The sequence below is a fragment of the Blautia sp. HCP3S3_D9 genome (assembly GCF_052063845.1).
Classification (GTDB): Bacteria; Bacillota; Clostridia; order Lachnospirales; family Lachnospiraceae; genus Blautia_A.
In genome coordinates, this window is sequence record NZ_JBQHWS010000025.1 from 1 (window position 1) to 18,331 (window position 18,331).

General features: G+C 40.9%; 12 protein-coding genes and 1 tRNA gene. 5 read left to right on the forward strand and 8 right to left on the reverse strand.

What is annotated here, in order from left to right:
* Positions 1–165 precede the first annotated feature (165 nt).
* Positions 166–1,215 (reverse strand): NAD(P)-dependent alcohol dehydrogenase, encoded by a 1,050-nt coding sequence (locus tag ACTNES_RS07110; protein WP_216460336.1) that lies wholly within the window; start codon positions 1,213–1,215, stop codon positions 166–168.
* Between the two features lie 319 nt (positions 1,216–1,534).
* Here ACTNES_RS07110 and ACTNES_RS07115 point away from each other — a divergent pair, with 319 nt between their 5' ends.
* Complete coding sequence (locus ACTNES_RS07115) at positions 1,535–2,650, forward strand: ROK family transcriptional regulator (protein WP_291811385.1); 1,116 nt, start codon at positions 1,535–1,537, stop codon at positions 2,648–2,650.
* A gap of 103 nt (positions 2,651–2,753) precedes the next feature.
* Positions 2,754–4,328 (forward strand): glycoside hydrolase family 43 protein, encoded by a 1,575-nt coding sequence (locus tag ACTNES_RS07120; protein ID WP_291814999.1) that lies wholly within the window; start codon positions 2,754–2,756, stop codon positions 4,326–4,328.
* Positions 4,329–4,514: 186 nt separating this feature from the next.
* On the opposite strand, the gene ACTNES_RS07125 is transcribed toward ACTNES_RS07120, so the two are convergent.
* From ACTNES_RS07125 to ACTNES_RS07155, 7 genes are all read right to left on the reverse strand, one after another.
* Positions 4,515–5,588: a hypothetical protein gene (locus ACTNES_RS07125; RefSeq protein ID WP_291811379.1), complete on the reverse strand. Its 1,074-nt coding sequence runs from the start codon at positions 5,586–5,588 to the stop codon at positions 4,515–4,517.
* Positions 5,589–5,708: 120 nt separating this feature from the next.
* Positions 5,709–7,829, reverse strand: coding sequence for a glycoside hydrolase family 3 C-terminal domain-containing protein (locus ACTNES_RS07130; RefSeq protein WP_291811376.1), 2,121 nt, complete (start codon positions 7,827–7,829; stop codon positions 5,709–5,711).
* Positions 7,830–7,912: 83 nt separating this feature from the next.
* Positions 7,913–9,472 (reverse strand): response regulator transcription factor, encoded by a 1,560-nt coding sequence (locus ACTNES_RS07135; RefSeq protein ID WP_441039027.1) that lies wholly within the window; start codon positions 9,470–9,472, stop codon positions 7,913–7,915.
* Entirely contained in the window at positions 9,465–11,252 is a 1,788-nt protein-coding gene (locus tag ACTNES_RS07140; protein WP_300336003.1) for a sensor histidine kinase, read from the reverse strand. The genes ACTNES_RS07135 and ACTNES_RS07140 overlap by 8 nt, the downstream gene beginning before the upstream one ends.
* 129 nt (positions 11,253–11,381) lie before the next feature.
* Positions 11,382–12,230, reverse strand: a complete 849-nt coding sequence (locus ACTNES_RS07145) for a carbohydrate ABC transporter permease (protein ID WP_441039028.1) — start codon at positions 12,228–12,230, stop codon at positions 11,382–11,384.
* Between the two features lie 3 nt (positions 12,231–12,233).
* Positions 12,234–13,136, reverse strand: coding sequence for a carbohydrate ABC transporter permease (locus tag ACTNES_RS07150; protein WP_291811366.1), 903 nt, complete (start codon positions 13,134–13,136; stop codon positions 12,234–12,236).
* Between the two features lie 362 nt (positions 13,137–13,498).
* Positions 13,499–14,866: an extracellular solute-binding protein gene (locus ACTNES_RS07155; protein WP_291811364.1), complete on the reverse strand. Its 1,368-nt coding sequence runs from the start codon at positions 14,864–14,866 to the stop codon at positions 13,499–13,501.
* A 444-nt stretch (positions 14,867–15,310) separates the two neighbouring features.
* Here ACTNES_RS07155 and ACTNES_RS07160 point away from each other — a divergent pair, with 444 nt between their 5' ends.
* The 3 genes from ACTNES_RS07160 (at position 15,311) to ACTNES_RS07170 (ending at position 18,215) form a co-directional block, all read left to right on the forward strand.
* On the forward strand, positions 15,311–16,495 hold the full coding sequence (locus ACTNES_RS07160) for an iron-containing alcohol dehydrogenase (RefSeq protein WP_291811361.1): 1,185 nt from the start codon (positions 15,311–15,313) through the stop codon (positions 16,493–16,495).
* A 110-nt stretch (positions 16,496–16,605) separates the two neighbouring features.
* A tRNA-Phe gene (locus tag ACTNES_RS07165) sits at positions 16,606–16,678 on the forward strand.
* 253 nt (positions 16,679–16,931) lie between these two features.
* Entirely contained in the window at positions 16,932–18,215 is a 1,284-nt protein-coding gene (locus tag ACTNES_RS07170) for an O-acetylhomoserine aminocarboxypropyltransferase/cysteine synthase family protein (RefSeq protein ID WP_216460326.1), read from the forward strand.
* The last annotated feature ends 116 nt before the right edge of the window (positions 18,216–18,331 follow it).

The window sequence follows — 18,331 nt, forward strand, 5'->3', positions numbered from 1 at the left end:
ATAACTAACAGCTACTGTTACTATACTACGATTCATGCAAAAAATCCATTCTTTTATTTGGATAATTTTAGTTTACAATTCTCAAAAAAATGTGCTGTCATAAAAAACCTCCCGGACAGATGTTCATTTTTGCATCAGTCCAGGAGGTTTTTACATTTCCATTTTCTATTTTACTTTGATAACAGCCTTTACAAGATCTGTTTTATTATTGACCGCTTCATCATATGCATCCTGAATATGCTCAAGATCAAATTCATGTGTTACAATTCCTTTTACATTGATCGCACCACTTGATACTGCTGCGATTGCCTTTGGATAAATATTTCTGTAACGGAATACAGATTTGATGGTTGCCTCTTTATCCATGATCTGTGCAAAATTATAGGTGATCTCTTCTTTTGCGGAAATTCCTACTAAAGTGATCGTACCACCTCTTCGTACAATAAACGGAGTCTGAGCAATTGTAACCGGTGAACCTGCAGTCTCAAAAACAACATCGGCTCCGCGTCCGTTTGTAAGTTCTTCAATCTTTTTCAGCGCATCTTCTTTTCCGCTGTTAATCACCTCTGTTGCACCAAGCTCTATTGCTTTCTGCAAACGTGCTTCTACAAGATCAGCTACAATAATCTTACCAGCTCCATGTGCTTTACATGCAAGAAGCGTCACAAGTCCTATACATCCGGAACCAAGAATTACAACAGTATCTCCGGTCTTAACCCCACCCTGTTCAGAAGCATAAAACCCTACTGAAAGTGGTTCAATAAGAGCACCTTCCTTTGTAGAAACATTATCTGGAAGTTTAAAACACATATTCTCCGGAAAAGCTATGTACTCCTCATTACATCCCTGCACTGGAGGTGTTGCCAGAAAGACAACATCCGGACACAGATTATAATGACCTGACTTACACTGTTCGCACTCTCCGCATGTAATTCCAGGTTCCAATGCTACTCTGTCTCCAACCTTCAACCTCTCTACTTCTTCTCCAACTTTCACAATAGTTCCTGCGCATTCATGTCCAAGCATATAGTCTTCAGATAAATCTACTTTGTAAGAACCACAACATCCATTATGGAAATAGTGAACATCCGATCCACAGATTCCCACATATTCAAGTGATACCAGGACTTCCTTTTTCCCAATCTCCGGAACCGGGATTTCTTTGATAACCATTTTATCTATGCCCCTCATAAAGGCACCTTTCTGCATTGTCATTTCTTTGCTCTCCTTTTTGTTTTATATTTCGACTCACTTTTAATTTGTTCTTTGATATCTTCAGTATATTATTTTATATAAGTTATGTCAATATTTTTATGTAAGTCTGTACGTTTATACAAATATCATTCTATATTTTTGTATATTTTGATGTTTTTTCTATTATGTTTTGTATTTTTTTTATTTAAGTATTTTTACACTTTTTCACATTTTTTATTTAAGTTTTAGAAATCCATGGTTTTTGCCAAACAATAATGTTAAAATATAGTCACTTTATCACTGTCAATCCAATCAGATATAAAATCAGGAGAATTTGAATATGGACGAAACAATTGTACGTAATAAAAATATTGAAGAGATCTATCGGCTTATCTATCAAAACAGACAAATTTCCAGACAGGAAATTTCCAGACTTCTGAACATCAGCCTGCCTACCACCACTCAAAATCTGAATACCCTTCAGGAACTGGGACTGATTCATAAAGCCGGAGAATTTCAATCGACAGGCGGACGAAAACCATCTATTTATTGCTGTGTACCGAACGCCCGCTATGCTGTTGGTATTGATATCACAAGGAACCATCTTTCCATAGTTCTTGTTGATCTTGCTCTGAACCTTATTGACAGCCTCAGAATACGGATTGCATTCGAAGAAAGTGATTCTTATTTTTCTGCTCTCAACGAACATTTGGAACAGATCATCTCTCAGAATATTTCTGACCGCTCCCGTTTACTTGGAGTTGGTATTTCACTGCCCGCACTCCTTGGAACCGACCATAAGACTGTCAGTTATGCTACCGTCATCCCTCTGTCCTCCGATATATATTCCAAACTGGAAAAATATATCCATGCCCCTTTTCTGTTCTTTAATGATTCTAACTCTGCGGGCCTGGCTGAAAGCTGGAAAGGGAATTATACGAATTCTGTGATTTATCTTTCTTTGAGCAGCAGTATCGGCGGCGCAAATATGAATGGAAAAACACTTTATACGGGAGATCATAACCGAAGCAGTGAGTTTGGACATATGACTATTATTCCACATGGCAAACGTTGTTACTGCGGACGTTACGGATGTCTTGATGCATATTGTTCCTCTAATATATTATCTGATTTTACGCACGGCAACTTGAAAGAATTTTTCAACCAGATAAAATCCAACCAGGGACTGCGCAATGTATTTGATGACTATATGGATCATCTGGCAATTGCAGTCAATAACCTTCGCATGTGTTTTGACTGCGACATTATACTTGGAGGAAATGTAGGCGCATACATCTCTGACTATATAGAAGACTTCCGCCAAAAAGCACTTGAACTCAATCCATTTGAAAATGATGGAAGCTTTATCCATCCCTGCCATTACCCTACCGAAGCGGCAGCTGTCGGTGCGGCAATATACTATATTGACGGTTTTGTCCAGAATTTTGCTATATAAAACTGTGCTCTTTTTTCTATATAAATGAAACTTATTTCTATTTTCATTACAGGCATTCTGCGTTATGGTAAAAACACTCATTATAATAAAGGAGGCTCTTTTTATGCTCAAGAAAACTTATCACAATCCTCTTCTTCCCGGTTTTTATCCAGATCCTTCTATCTGCCGTGTAGGGGAGGATTACTATATGGTCACTTCATCTTTTGTCTACTATCCGGGACTGCCAATTTTCCACAGTAAGGATCTGGTTCACTGGGAGCAGATCGGGCATGGGATTCACAGACCTGAACAGCTTGACTATAAGAACTGCGAGACTTCTGAGGGATTATGGGCTCCGAGTATCCGTTATCATGATGGAACTTATTACATTATCAACACTTTCGTATCTGCAGGACGTGAAGCAGACCGTGACAATTATATTATTACAGCGAAAGATCCTGCAGGTCCCTGGAGTGATCCGGTTGTTGTAAAAGGTGCAGACGGAATCGATTCCAGTCTTTTCTTTGATGATGACGGCTCTCTGTGGTATGTGGGCAACTATATCAGCCCGGACTGCCTTTACGAAGGACATCATGGTATCTATCTGAATGAACTTGACCCGGAAACCTTCCAGTTCAAAGGACCTCGTTATATCATCTGGGACGGTGTAAAAACACGCAGCAAATGGATTGAAGCTCCACATATTTATAAAAAAGATGGCTGGTATTATCTTCTCGTTGCAGAAGGCGGCACTTTCGTAAATCACAGTGTGCAGATGGCTCGCTGCCGCACTATCCAGGGCGATTATGAGATCTGCCCGAGAAATCCGATCGTTACTCACAGACATATGCCTCTGTTAAACCCGATTTCTGTAACAGGACATGCAGATATCGTAGAAACTCAGAATGGTGAATGGTGGATGGTTCTTCTTGCTGTACGTGCATATGAGGGAGGTCATTACAATCTTGGACGCGAAACCTTTATGGTTCCGATCGTATGGGCAGAGGACGGATGGCCTATGGTCGACAATGAAACAGGACTTGTCCAGACCGAAGACCGCCTTCCGGATCTGCCTAAAACTATTTATCCTTTAATGCCTGAATCTGATAACTTTGAATGCAATACTCTGCTGATGCAGTGGAACACCATTCATCCGCCAGTTGAACCAATCTATTCTCTGGCAGACCGTTTTGGATATCTGCGTCTGTATACAAGAAAAGAAGTTATGAATGAGATCTGCCTTCCTTCTTTCGTAGGCCGCAGACAGCGTCATAAAGTATTCCTGGCAAAAACAGCTATGGAATTTACCCCTGCAAATAAAAATGAAGAGGCAGGAATTGCCCTTGTGCAGGATGACCGTTTCCATTATCTCATGGTATTAACCCAGAAAAACGACAGACCTTTCCTTCAGGCTTACAAAACAGAAAATGGCAGCAAATCTCTGCTCGCAGAAACCGAGATTAAAGATGTAAAACGCCTCTACCTCAGTGTTCAGGGAAATACTACTGATTATGATTTCTATTATGGATACACAGAGCAGGAGATGATCCCGCTTGTCAGAGGACTGGATGCTTCTCTGTTAAGCTCTGTAGTAAATAACGGATTTACCGGAACATACATTGGTATGTATACAAGTTCCAATCATCAGCCAAGTACTAACTATGCTGACTTTGACTGGTTCAACTATCAAGGAGAGTAATCGCTATTTCCAATTAACAAAGCCATAAAAAATCAAACAATATAACGCAAAAACGGATTGCCGCTCAATATGAGCTTCGCAATCCGTTTTTACTGTTTACAATATCTATATCTCTTTAGTCAGGCAGATAAAATCATCCTCTGCTCCTCTTGAACATAACCCAATAACTGCTCAGCAGTTTATTGATTAAAATGCTTTTTTTATCTGTTTCACCAGTGCATCTACATCTTCAGCCTTTACAAGAAATCTCTCAGTTCCATTGATTTCCACACTATCATAAGTATCATCGTATGTGTAATATTTCAGAGTTACTTCCGGAGCTTCCTCTGTGTTTCTGTGAAATGTTACAGTCAGGACTTCTTCTTTATCTGCTGCATCTTTTGTCTCTTCAATCTCAGAATCAAGCATTACACTCTGAATCGCCTGATACAGTTCCGTAAATTTCTCTTTCTTTACAGTCTTCTTACCGAACTTGTAATCTCCACCGTCCAGCTTCATTGTATAGGTTTTCTTCCCAATATTCATGTCTACGCTGTCAAGTGTATCGATATTTACCAGTGCCGGGATCTTCAGAAGCAGATTAAATGGTTTCAGTTCCAGAAGGCTGTTCACAGACTCTTTGGGAAGCAGATAAACTGCATCCTCATATCCTTTTACACATGCATAATAATCACCGTTATCATCTGTATTTCCGATGAGGATTGTTGCTGCTGCATCTGCGTCCTGTGTTTCTCTGGCGGTATCGTCATTGACTGTGTTTACGAAATCTACGGTAAAATAAGTCTGTGTCTTATCCAGTCCGGTATCTGCATCTGCCGCATCAACACCGTTACTGAGATCAAAGTCAACCAGTACTCCAAACATTTCATACATATTCTCAGTGTTTACTGTTGCAATCTCATCATAAGGATTGGTGATCTCCCAGTAGTCGAAATCCATCTTATAATCTGCCGGTTCCTGTTTGATCTGAAATACTTCTTCGCCGTCCTTTACAATGGAAAAGCTACGGATGGAATAGGTGGACATTCTTGGATGTTCTACATTCTTCAGCTCTGTAGTTTCCGCTGTATCTTCTGCCTTATCTGCAGTTTCGTCTCCGGCATCTCCTGTTGTTGTTTCTTCTGCAGCCTCAGACTCCTCTGCTGCGTCTTCTGTTTCATCTGCCCATACAGGACAGGATATAACTGCTGTACCTGCCGTGCCAGCAGTAAACATGGCTGTCATTCCAAGAAGTAATATTTTTTTAATTTTATTTTTCATGTCTGTGTTCCTCCTGTCCATATATGATATGGCTTTTTATTTTGTCCCCCTGCCTGCTTTTCACAGTCTACGCAGGTGGCCTACCTGATCTGTTTAAATAGTCAAGTGGATAAAATTTTGTTAAAGTGTGATCTCAACTTCAACCGGCTTATGTCCTGTCAGTTCTGCGCTTCTTGCATCCGGCTGGGATACTCCTGCAAATAAACGGAAATGTTTTCCTGCGATGTAACGATTTCCATCTTCATCAACTATATTCATTGCTTTATTAGAAATTGTAAATTCTACAGATTTCTCTTCTCCCGCTTTCAGAGATACTCTCTTAAATCCGCAGAGACTGTAGTTACGAACTGCAAGCGGAGAATCAAGGTCTTTGATATACACCTGAACAACTTCATCTGTATCTACTGTTCCATTGTTCTTAACAGTTGCTTTTAACATGATATCGGACTCTGCTGATACTTCACCGACAACCTCTGCTTCTGTTACGCAGGTATCACTGTATGTAAGTCCGTATCCAAATGGATAAAGTGCCTCTTTTTCCATATAACGGTAAGTTCTGTTTTTCATAGAGTAATCTGTGAATTCCGGCATTCCTTCCAGGTCTTTATAGAAGGTTATCGGAAGTTTTCCTGATGGAGATTCTTTTCCGAAGAGAAGATCTGCTATTGCACGTCCGCCTCTTGCTCCCGGATACCATGCAAGAAGGATTCCATTACAGTTATCCTGCGCATAATTCAGATCAATCGCACTTCCTGCCATCAGAACTACGATGGTAGGTTTTCCTACTGCTGTTACTTTCTCGATCAGTTCTTCCTGTACTTTCGGAAGATGAAGATCAACTTTGTCCCCGGATGCATCACTGTTTCCGGTATCTCCTTCTTCTCCCTCCAGAGTCTCATCAAGACCTACGCAGAGTATGACTACATCGCTGTTTTCCGCTGTAATTACTGCCTCAGAAATTCTGTCCTGATCCCATGCCAGATTTTCAACTTTGTCTTTATATAAATCACATCCCTGAGAGTAAAGGATCCTTACATCATCACCTGCTTCTTCACGGATTCCTTCAAGAACAGTAATATATTCTGAAGATGTTCCATGATAATTTCCAATAAGAGCTGCACGGCTATTTGCATTCGGGCCGATGACACCAATAGTATTTACTTTTGTTTTATCAATCGGAAGAACTCCATCATTCTTCAGAAGTACGCAGCTCTTTCTTGCCATCTTAAGAGCTTCATCAATGTGCTCTTTACACTCTACCACACTATACGGTATCTTATCATATTCACTTCCGTCAAACAGGCCCAGCAGATATCTGGTTGTCAGCAGTCTTACTGCGGATTCTGTAATTTTCTCTTCTGTTACCAGTCCATCCTGATAAGCTCCCATCATATGAAGATATGTATTTCCACAGTTCAGGTCACAGCCTGCATTTAATGCCATAGCAGCGGACTGTCTTGGTGTGGAAGTTACCATGTGATGTTCATGAAAGTCACGGATTGCCCAGCAGTCAGAAGTATAATGACCTTCGAATTTCCATTTTCCTCTCAGGACATCTTCCATAAGATATTTATGTGCACAGCAGGGTTCTCCGTTTGTCCTGTTATAAGCACCCATTACAGCCTCAACATCCGCTTCTGTTACAAGCGCTTCAAAAGCCGGAAGATATGTTTCCCACATATCCTTCATGCTTGCCTGTGCATCAAATTCATGTCTGAGCGATTCCGGACCGCTGTGCACTGCATAATGCTTTGCACATGCTGCCGCTTTCATTACAGGTCCGTCACCCTGGATTCCTTCTACGAATTTCACGCCAAGTCTGGACGTCAGATATGGATCCTCACCATAGGTTTCATGCCCTCTGCCCCATCTCGGATCTCTGAAAATGTTTACATTGGGGGACCAGAAAGTAAGACCCTTGTAAATATCTCTGTCTTCTTTTGCAGAATATGCATTGTATTTTGCTCTTCCCTCAGTTGCAATGATATCGCCAACTTTTTTCATCTCTTCATCGTCAAATACTGCAGCCATCGCAATTGCCTGTGGGAACATGGTTGCCACACCTGCTCTGGCCACTCCATGCAGTGCTTCATTCCAGTAATTGTATGCCGGAACACCCAGTCTTTTCACAGGGGCGGCATCATATTTTAACTGGGAAGCCTTCTCCAGAAGCGTCATTTGAGATACCAGTTTCTCTGCTTTTTTTCTTGCTTCTGCTCTTTCTTTTCTGTGGTCTTTCATTCTAGATCCTCCTGTATTATATAGTTTGATATTTGTTCGTCTGATACTTAATTTCGCTATACCAGAGTGTGTTTAAAAGTGCTTTATGTATTCTGCATTTCTTCTCTGTATTTTGTCGGTGACTTTCCTGTATGTTTCTTAAATGCCAGAGAGAAATAATTTGTATCCCTGTATCCTACCATCATAGCAATCTTTCCAGTCTTAATGCTGGTAGTTTCCAGCAGGCTTTTCGCTTTTTCGATCCTCTTTCTGACAATATATTCGTTACAACCTTCACCGGTAATCCTCTTAAATAATCTCGAAAAATAATTCGGTGTGATATAAAGATTTGCTGCAATATTGGAAACAGAAATATCCTCTGCCAGATGCTCATCTATATAGTGTTTGGCATTGGAAATGGTATAATGTACATTCTCTTCATCTTTTCCAATAAGCTGCTCAATAAACATTCTCGTAATCTCACAGGCTTCTTCTTTTCCTGCTGATGCCAGACTCCTGGAAAGTGCATCCAGCTTTCCTTCTTCCACCTCACACGATTCTTCCATGTATGAAAAAATCAGAGAGGAGGCAATCTCAAAACAACATCTGCGCACAGCAGCAGGAGTAAGATTGTAGGATTCCGTTGCCTTAGAAAAGGTGTTAAATGCTTTCAGCACATAATCTGGAGTTCCTATATTGGTGATCATGATATTTCGCAGTTCTGCATAGATTTCCCAGAAGATTTTCTTCTTATTCTGAGCTCCCATTGTCTGTATAATGTTCTGAATATTCTTTTTTTCATGTTCCAGAAGATATCTGGCATCATTGTAGGATATTGCCAGGTTTTCAAACCCCTGCACAGTACTTCCAACTGTAATCTTTGGTTTATATTCAAATTCATCCTTCAGCACATCCGACAATTCTTCTATCTGTTCCAGGACGCTGTCATCATCATTCTTTTCAAAACAGACAATCGCGATTGTACCGTCATCATCTGTGAATGTGATTCCTCTGTTCTGGGAATCCACCATACTCATACAGACATTTTTAACAGACATTGCACGAAATTTTTCATCGTTCTGCTGATCTGTATACATACCCTGTTCCAGAAGGATCAGGCTCATTTTCTGCTTAACATCAAACTGGAAATCATTCTGCAGAATGTATAACTGCATCTCGTTATCTGCCTTCGCATGAACCAAATTTCTCATGCACTGCTCCAGCCTCATCTGAACTACAGATCCCTGAGACCTCCACATTCTGGCCTGATATCTTTCTTCATTCTCCTGTTTTTTCAGTTCATTTATCTGCTTTTCTATTGCCTCGAAAAAGTCATCTTCATCAATCGGTTTCAGGAAAAAGTCCTGCACCTGAAGCCGCAGACTCTCTCTTGCATACTCAAAATTATCAAAACCTGTAAGTACGATTACACGCAGTTCAGGTACTAATTCTCTGGCCGCTTTGATCAGTTCCAGACCCGTCATTTCTGTCATCTGGATATCTGTAACCATAATTTCAGGGCCTTCTTCTTTGAGAATCTTCAAAGCCTCGTTTCCTGACGCAGCAGTAAAGACATCGTCAATTCCCAGTTTCTTCCAGTCTATGGCATTTTTCATACCCATGCGTATCATTTTTTCGTCATCAACTATCAGTACTCTATACACACGTCCACTCGCCTCCCGCTGTGTTCTTTTTGATTTCTGTCTGATATGGCAGATGGATTACGACAGTTACCCCACCCGAATCATTCTTCTGATAATGAAGCCCATATCCTTCACCAAAAAGAAGTTCAATCCTCTTGTTTACATTCCGCACTCCATATCCGAAGGAATCCTCATATCTGGAGAGCTGTTCATTCATTTCATCTATCTGTTCCTGACTCATTCCTGTACCGGTATCTGATACTTTGATCACAACTTCATCCCCATCTTTATATGCGGTAAGATAAAGCGTACCTTTTTTTCCCTCTTTTACTTTCATTCCATGGTAAATGGAATTCTCTACCAAAGGCTGCAGGGTCAGCTTCGGTATCAGGCTTTCTTCCACCCGAGATTCCACGACGATCTCACTTCCGATAATATTGTCGTATCTCATGTTCTGGATGATCATATAATTTCTGATGTGTTCTATCTCTTCTCTGATTGGTATCACATCGTGTCCCTTGCTGAGACAGATCCTGTAATACTTCGCAAGTGCTTTTACCATTGTGGAAATTTCTTTATTTCCTTCAGCAATCGCCTGCCAGTGGATACATTCCAGTGTATTATACAGGAAATGCGGCTGGATCTGCGACTGAAGGGCATTAAAACGAATCTGCTCCAGCTGATGCTGTTCCAGTTTTACCTGTTCCATCAGTACTTCGATCTCGTCCATCATGGAATTAAAGCCGACCGCCAATTTGGTAAAATCTTCTCCCATATTATCCACATTAATTCGTGTTCTCAGGGATCCTGTTGCAACATGATCCATCTTGGATACTACCTTATCAAGAGGCTGATACATCTTCTTGACCAAAATTCTTATAATAATGCTTACAGTGATCAGCACTATGATCAGAACAATGATCACAACAACGATTGTACGGAATCCGGATTCCATCAGTTTATACGATGAAATCGAACTAACCACATAATAGTTCCAGTTTTTTATTTTCTGACATACATACATATTTCCATTCTTTGTAAATATCTGTATCCCATTTTCCATCTCATCTATGTAATTTACATAACGGCCTGTCTCCTCTTTATCCTTCGAAAGCAGAACCATTCCGCCTGTGTCAACCACTCTTGTTTCCGCTGAAGAATTTCCCACAGCCAGCATCCTCTGTACTGCCGGGTCATCGAAATTCATACACAGAAGACCTTGGGCATCAGATACTTTTCTGGTATCATATAGCGGATAATACAGGCTCAGTGTGTATCTGTTCCCTTTATAATAATCATTATTATAGGAAACTTTCAGAGTTCCTTTCTGCGCATATTTACTTTTATCATATGCCTGAGGATACACTTCTTCAAACTGTGTTACTGACAAAGAACCTTTTCCCCTATAGTAGTAACTCTCATAATCCGAACTGACAATAGCAGCAAAGTTCAGACTCTCATACATATTATTCAGATTCTCAAGCTTACTGTAAACTGCATTAATATCTGCTGTTTTCAGCGCATTTCTCTGCACCTGCCTGCAGTAATTCTGTACAGAATCATCCATAATCGTACCCAATACGATTTCTTTATATGAATCCATGGATCCCTGAAAAGATTCTGCGACTGTATTGTTCTGCATCTGTAGAAGTTCTATCGACTGCTCTTTCATCGATGCCAGCGAAAAAGTCAGGGAAACACCTGCAACCGTCAGTGTTACAATAAGAATACTGGCGGTTACAAGCAAAAGTATTTTTTTATCAAATTTCCAGCGGCCGAATTTCGTTTTCCATTTGTTCATGTCGTCTTTCCTCGTCTGTCATATAATTTCACATATACTCGTGTACACGATTAGGGGGCAAAAATTTTGCCCCCTTAATATCATACCATGTTCAACGGTAAATGGACACAACAGATTCTGCGGAAAGAATCACCCCTTTACAGCACCTGCTGTCATACCTTTTACCAGTTTATCCTGGAAGACAATAAACATGATAACCATTGGTAAAAGTGTTAATGTAAGAACTGCCATGATCATTGGTGTGTTCATGGAGTACTGTCCCTGGAATTCCCAGATTGCCAGTGGCAGTGTACGATTCTGTGCGGACTGTGTCAGTGTATTTGCGAATGAGAACTCATTCCACATATTTACACCATTGTAGATTGCCAGTGTTGCCATCCCAGGTTTGGAAAGTGGCAGGATCATGGAGAAGAACATCTGAATTTTTCCACATCCATCAATTTCAGCGGACTCTTCAATTTCTCTCGGAATCTCTTTCATAAAGCTGGTCAGGATAAATACAGAAATCGGAACCGCGAATGCGATGTACGGTCCGATCAGTGACCAGATTGTATCATAAAGTCCTGTTGACTTTGACATTTTGAATACAGGGATCAATGTAATATGTACAGGGATTGACATACATGCTACGATGATCGCGTAGATCGGCTGTGCCATTTTGAATTTAAATCTTGCCAGAGGGTAAGAAGCACATGCTGAAATAAACAGTAACAGGATCAGGGAGATTGCCAGAACAATTACACTGTTCTTGAAATAGTTTGCAAATCCGCCTGTGAGTACCTCAGTGTAGTTAGACCAGTTCAGTTGATCAGGAAGCTGGAATACACCCTTGGTAAGCATCTCAAATTTCTCTTTGAATGAGTTCAGCACCATGAATATAAAAGGTGTAAATGATACAATTGCTGCACCGATAGCAAGAACAAAAGCAATGACCCAGGCTATGATGCTTTTTCTTCTACTTTTCTTATAGCTGTCCATCCTTTAATCCTCCTGTTTTCCGTTTATAAGTTTCATAGTAATCATAGATACCATTGTAATCAGAATAAACATACCTCCTGCAATGGCTGAGCCATAACCCATGTTAAAGTTCTTGAATGATTCTTTGTACATATAGGTTGCCATCAGCTCTGTAGCAGTACCAGGACCGCCACCTGTCATAACATAGATCAGATCGAAGTATTTCAGAGATCCAACCATTGAAAGGATAGCTGCACTCTTAATTGACGGAACCAGAAGTGGAAGCGCAATTTTCCAGAAATACTGTCCTCTTGTAGCACCATCGATTCTTGCTGCTTCAAATACATCATATGGGATGTTTGTATAACCAGCCATAAAGTAAACCATGTAGAATGGTGTAAACTGCCATGCAATGATAAGAATAACTGTGATCAATGCTACTTTCGGATTACCAAGAAGGTCAATATTTCCCCCTCCGAACCATCCGGAAATTGTGCTGACAATACCTCCGTTTGTTGCAAGTGCATATGTGAAAAGGAAACCAATTGCAACAGAAGACATAAGCATTGGAATAAACCAGATAACCTTGAAAATTGTAAGTTTCTTACCGCCAAAGTCAAGGAATGTTGCCATTGCAAGTCCTAACGGAATCTGGATAATGATAGATAAGATCATGATAATAACGTTGTTCTTAAATGCTGTCCAGAATTTTGTATCTTTAATCAGTTTTGCCCAGTTTGCAAGTCCTACCATCTTCTTGTCTGCGGAAATACCATTCCACTGGTATCCGCTTGTAATAAATGTATCAATAATCGGATACGCGATAAATACTACTAATAAAATGATAACAGGTGCCAGAAAAAGTGCTGCTGTCTGACGTGTTTTTCTCTGTCTTAACTGAGCCAGAGATATCCCTTTTTCATTCATTTTAGTGCCTCCTTTTTAATACTTTCTGATATTTGATCATCTGACCTAACGTGTGCCAGAGTATGTTTGACAAATGCTTTCGGAATATGTTAGAGATATATTTCTGAGATGGTTTTTATATATTTTCTGACATGCTGTCTGATATGTAGTTTGACATTGAAATGATTTTTCAAGCACGCTCTGTGTGCTCACATATTTTTCCAAAAAAGAATCCTGCTTACAGGATTTCCCTCCTGTGACGGGTCGCTTCAGCGACATAATTTTCTATCATATTAAGAAGGGGTCTGCACTTTTAACATGTGCAGACCCTTCTTTTCTCACCTTACTCAGGTCAGAATGAATGCCTGCTTTACCTTAAAAGATTATTCAGCATCTTCCTCTGCTGCTGCGTCATCTGCTGCTTCTTCTGTGTCATCAGCTGCACTGGAATCAGATTTAGTGCTTAAATATTCATCCATAGCTGCCTGCATTTCTTCCTGTGCTTCCTGTGGAGTCTTTGTCAGACCGAATACTTCCTGTAAGCCATCAAGATGTGCGGATGCAACAGATGTTGGCAGATACTGGTCATACCACAGCTGGATAGAGGATGCGTTTTCAGCTGCATCAAAGATTTCTTTTACAACAGGGTCTGTGATGTGGTCGCCTGCATCTTTTACAGGAACAATCTTGTTGTTAGAGTATGTGATATCAGCAACTTCGTCTGATAAGTGGTCTGCTGCACACTCGAATGCTGCTGCAAGTTTGTCACCTTCGCAATTGAAGGAAATGAACTGGTCACCTACAGTACCAATCTGGATTGTAGAGTCAGCGTCAGATTCGTCGATTGCAGGGAATGGGAACCAGCCGATCTTCTGGTAGAATTCTTCGCTGTCAGACTGGAATGTTCCTGTATACCATGATCCGCAGAGCAGCATACCTGCTGTTTCCTGATACATTAACTGCTTAGCCTGTCCGTCATCCTCGCTTAAGGAGTTTACACCATCCGGGAAGTATCCGTTGTTAACCCACTCCTGAATCTTCTCACCTGCTTTGATGAAGCAGTCATCTGTAAATTTGCCTGTTCCTGCAACTGCATTCTGGAATGGTTCCAGTCCGCCATAACGAGCTGCCAGAGACATAAAGTACATGGAACCTGTCCATTTAGATCCGTTAGCAAGTGCAAATGGTGTGATTCCGTTCTCTTTTAATGTTGCACAGATGTTCTCCAGATCTGCTAATGTTTTCGGCTCTTCCAGTCCGTACTGTTCAAACATCTCTTTATTGTAGAAGATACCAGCCAGTGATACGTTCAGATATGGGATTGCATATACATGTCCGTTGTAGCTTCCCTGCTCGATAGCTGCATCCAGAAGTTTATCTTTGATATCAGACTGATCAAGAAGATCATCGATCGGCTGAGCAAATCCGGAATCAATGTATTCGTACATTGGGCCACCTGACCAGCTTGAGTACATATCAGGGCATTCACCAGAGCTCATAGCGATAACAAGTTTTTCTTTGTATGTATCGTTCTGGATGGATACCTGATTTACTGTGTAGCCTGACTCTGTTTCTTTGTTGAACTTATCTACTGCTGCGGTAACAATATCTTTGTCCGGGCTCTCTACCGCGATGTTCCAGTAAGTAATTTCTTTGTCGTCAGCTGCAAATGCAGTTGTCTGTGCTGCCATAGGTACCACCATAGCTGCTGTCATGGCAAGTGCCATAATCTTGTACATTCTTTTCTTCATTTCTTATTTCCTCCTTTTTTTGTTCACTTTGTATATTTAAGTGTATTTATCATAACATTCCGTTCACATAATGCCCATAAAATTTTCTGTCCAAAATCTATAAATTTCTGTCTTTCCAATTTAGGTGTGTAGAAAATTATAGGTATCTGTGAAGAAATTTATAGATACATTTCAGCGCAGCCATTCTTTTCCTGTCTTTTAATATATTTTTAAATTTTTTATTATTTTTTGACTATTTTCCTATTATTTGCTTTAATAATATTGTACGTTACTGTCCCCGTTTTCACTGATAATAACAAAACACGGCCAGTAACTATTGTACTTATAAACGAAACATTATTCACTGGTACTGTTTGCCAGCTTACTGTTTGTGAAACCTACATATCTATATAGCATTACAGCTAACAGACAGTCTGTTAAATCATCGGAGGTAATTTAGATATTATGAGAAATTTTGAATATTATACACCAACCCGCGTCATCTTTGGAAAAGATACCCACCTTCAGGCAGGTTCTCTGCTGAAAGAATATGGAGCAAAAAAAGTGCTGATCCACTATGGCGGTCAAAGTGCTGTACGTTCCGGGCTGATCAGTGAGATTTCTGCTAATCTGAAAGAAGCAGGACTTGAATATGTTACTCTGGGCGGCGTTGTACCTAATCCACATCTTTCAAAAGTCTATGAAGGAATTAATTTATGTAAAAAAGAAAATGTAGATTTCATCCTGGCTGTAGGCGGTGGAAGTGTTATCGATTCCTCCAAAGCAATCGGATACGGCGTTGCAAACCCGGATACAGATGTATGGGATTTCTGTCTGAAAAAGGCAACTCCGGCAGGTTGCCTTCCTATCGGCGTAGTCCTCACAATTGCAGCTTCCGGAAGTGAAATGAGCAGTTCCAGCGTTATCACGAACGAAGAAACCAAAGAAAAACGAGGCTGCGCAAAAACTGATTACTGCAGACCCAGATTTGCCATCTTAAATCCACGCCTCACATACACACTCCCTCAGTATCAGACAGAAAGCGGCTGTGTAGATATCCTTATGCACACCATGGAACGCTACTTCGTAAATATTGAAACCATGGAGATTACCGACAGTATCAGCGAATCTCTCATGCAGACAGTCATCTACAATGCCCGCATTCTCATGAAAGAGCCAGACAACTACAGTGCCAGGGCAGAAATCATGTGGGCCGGAAGCCTCTCCCACAATGGCCTGACCGGATGCGGCACAGGCGGTGGTGACTGGGCCTGCCATCAGCTTGAGCACGAACTTGGCGGCGTCTACGATGTCACCCACGGTGCCGGGCTCGCCGCCATCTGGGGAAGCTGGGCCCGTTACGTTTACGAAGTAAACCCGGAACGTTTTGCGCAATTCGCAACTAACGTATTCGATATCCCATGTGGAACCGACTATAAAGAAACAGCCCTCGCTGGAATTGAAGCAATGGAAAACTTTTTCCGTTCCGTGGAAATGCCAACCAGTTTACATGAACTGGGGCTTGACCTCACTGAGCAGGAAATCCATGACCTTGCATTCAAATGCAGCTTTGAAGATACCCGCACCATTGGCGTATTCAAACAGCTCAATATGAAAGATATGGAAAAGATATACCTTATGGCCAGATAAGGTATATCTCCACCATTTTCTCTTTTTTCGCAAAATTTTAAATTTTTGCTTGCATTCAAACAATCTATATGCTATTATAAAACTCGTGGTAAACATATCACATACCAAATGCCCAGATAGCTCAGTTGGTAGAGCAGAGGACTGAAAATCCTCGTGTCGCTGGTTCGATTCCGGCTCTGGGCATTTTTTTTTGTTATCTTTTATCTCATGACTGGTTAGAAAAAGCCTGGGCATTTTTTTGTTATCTTTTATCTCATGACTGGTTAGAAAAAGCCTGAGCATTTTTTATTATCTTTTTTGTTGTCTTCTCTAATTTTCAGCGTTATAATCTTTTTATGACTATCATGAAATTTTGTATCAATATCATCAATATTTTCCCAATATTAATACAACGTTTTATTGAAGCAACATTTAACATAAGAAAGGAAACTATCTCATGAGTGACTTCAAACTCGAGACTAAATGTCTCCATTCCGGTTACACTCCATCTAAGGGGGAACCATGTGCACTCCCGGTTTATCAGAGTACCACTTATAAATATGATACCACTGATGAAATGGGCCAGCTCTTTGATCTGAAGGCAGAAGGATATTTCTATACCCGTCTGCAGAACCCGACCAACGATGCTGTAGCAGCAAAAATTGCTGATCTGGAGGGCGGTGTTGCCGCAATTCTTACCTCCTCCGGACAGGCAGCTAACTTCTATGCCGTCTTCAATATCTGCGAAGCAGGTGACCACGTTGTCGCAGCTTCCACTATTTACGGAGGAACGTTCAATCTCCTTGCTGTTACATTTAAGAAACTCGGTATTGACTGTACCTTTGTTGACACAGATGCAACACCTGAAGAAATCGCTGCTGCATTCCGTCCGAACACCAAAGTACTTTTTGCAGAAACCATTGCAAACCCTGCACTGGTAATTCTGGATATCGAGAAATTCGCAAAGGTTGCTCATGAGCATGAAGTTCCGCTTATCGTAGATAATACCTTCGCAACCCCTGTAAACTGTCGTCCTTTTGAATGGGGTGCAGATATCGTTACCCATTCCACAACCAAATATATGGATGGACATGCTGTACAGGTCGGCGGCGCCATCGTTGACAGTGGTAACTTTGACTGGGATGCCTATGGACACAAATATCATGGTCTGACAGAACCGGATGAATCTTATCACGGCGTTGTCTACACCAAACAGTTTGGAAAAAAAGCCTACATTACAAAGGCAACTTCTCAGCTGATGCGTGATCTGGGTTCCATTCCTTCTCCAACAAACTGCTTCCTGCTGAATCTCGGGCTGGAAACCCTTCCGCTTCGTGTAGAGCGCCACTGCTATAACGCACAGAAAATCGCAGAGTTCCTGAATGCCCACGAAAAGGTATCTCACGTAAACTATGCCGGACTTCCGGATGACAAATATTATCCACTAGCTCAGAAATACATGAACAGTGGCAGAACATGTGGTGTTATTTCTTTTGAACTGACAGGTGGCAGAGAAGCTGCGGTACGATTTATGGACAGCTTAAAACTTGCTACTATCGCTACTCATGTGGCTGCATCCAAGACTATGATCCTGCATCCAGCAAGCCATACCCATCGTCAGATGAATGATGAACAGCTTGTAGAGGCCGGTGTATCACCTGGAATGATCCGTCTCTCCGTTGGTATTGAAAACGTAGAAGACATTATTGCTGATATTGAACAGGCACTGAAAAACGCATAATACGCAAGAGAGAGTTCTTCAGGCAAATTTCTCTGACTGCTAAAAACGTTTGATCAACATAAAAAATCCGACAGAAGTGAGAATGCTCCTGTCGGATTTTCTATGTTGTCTTTTTT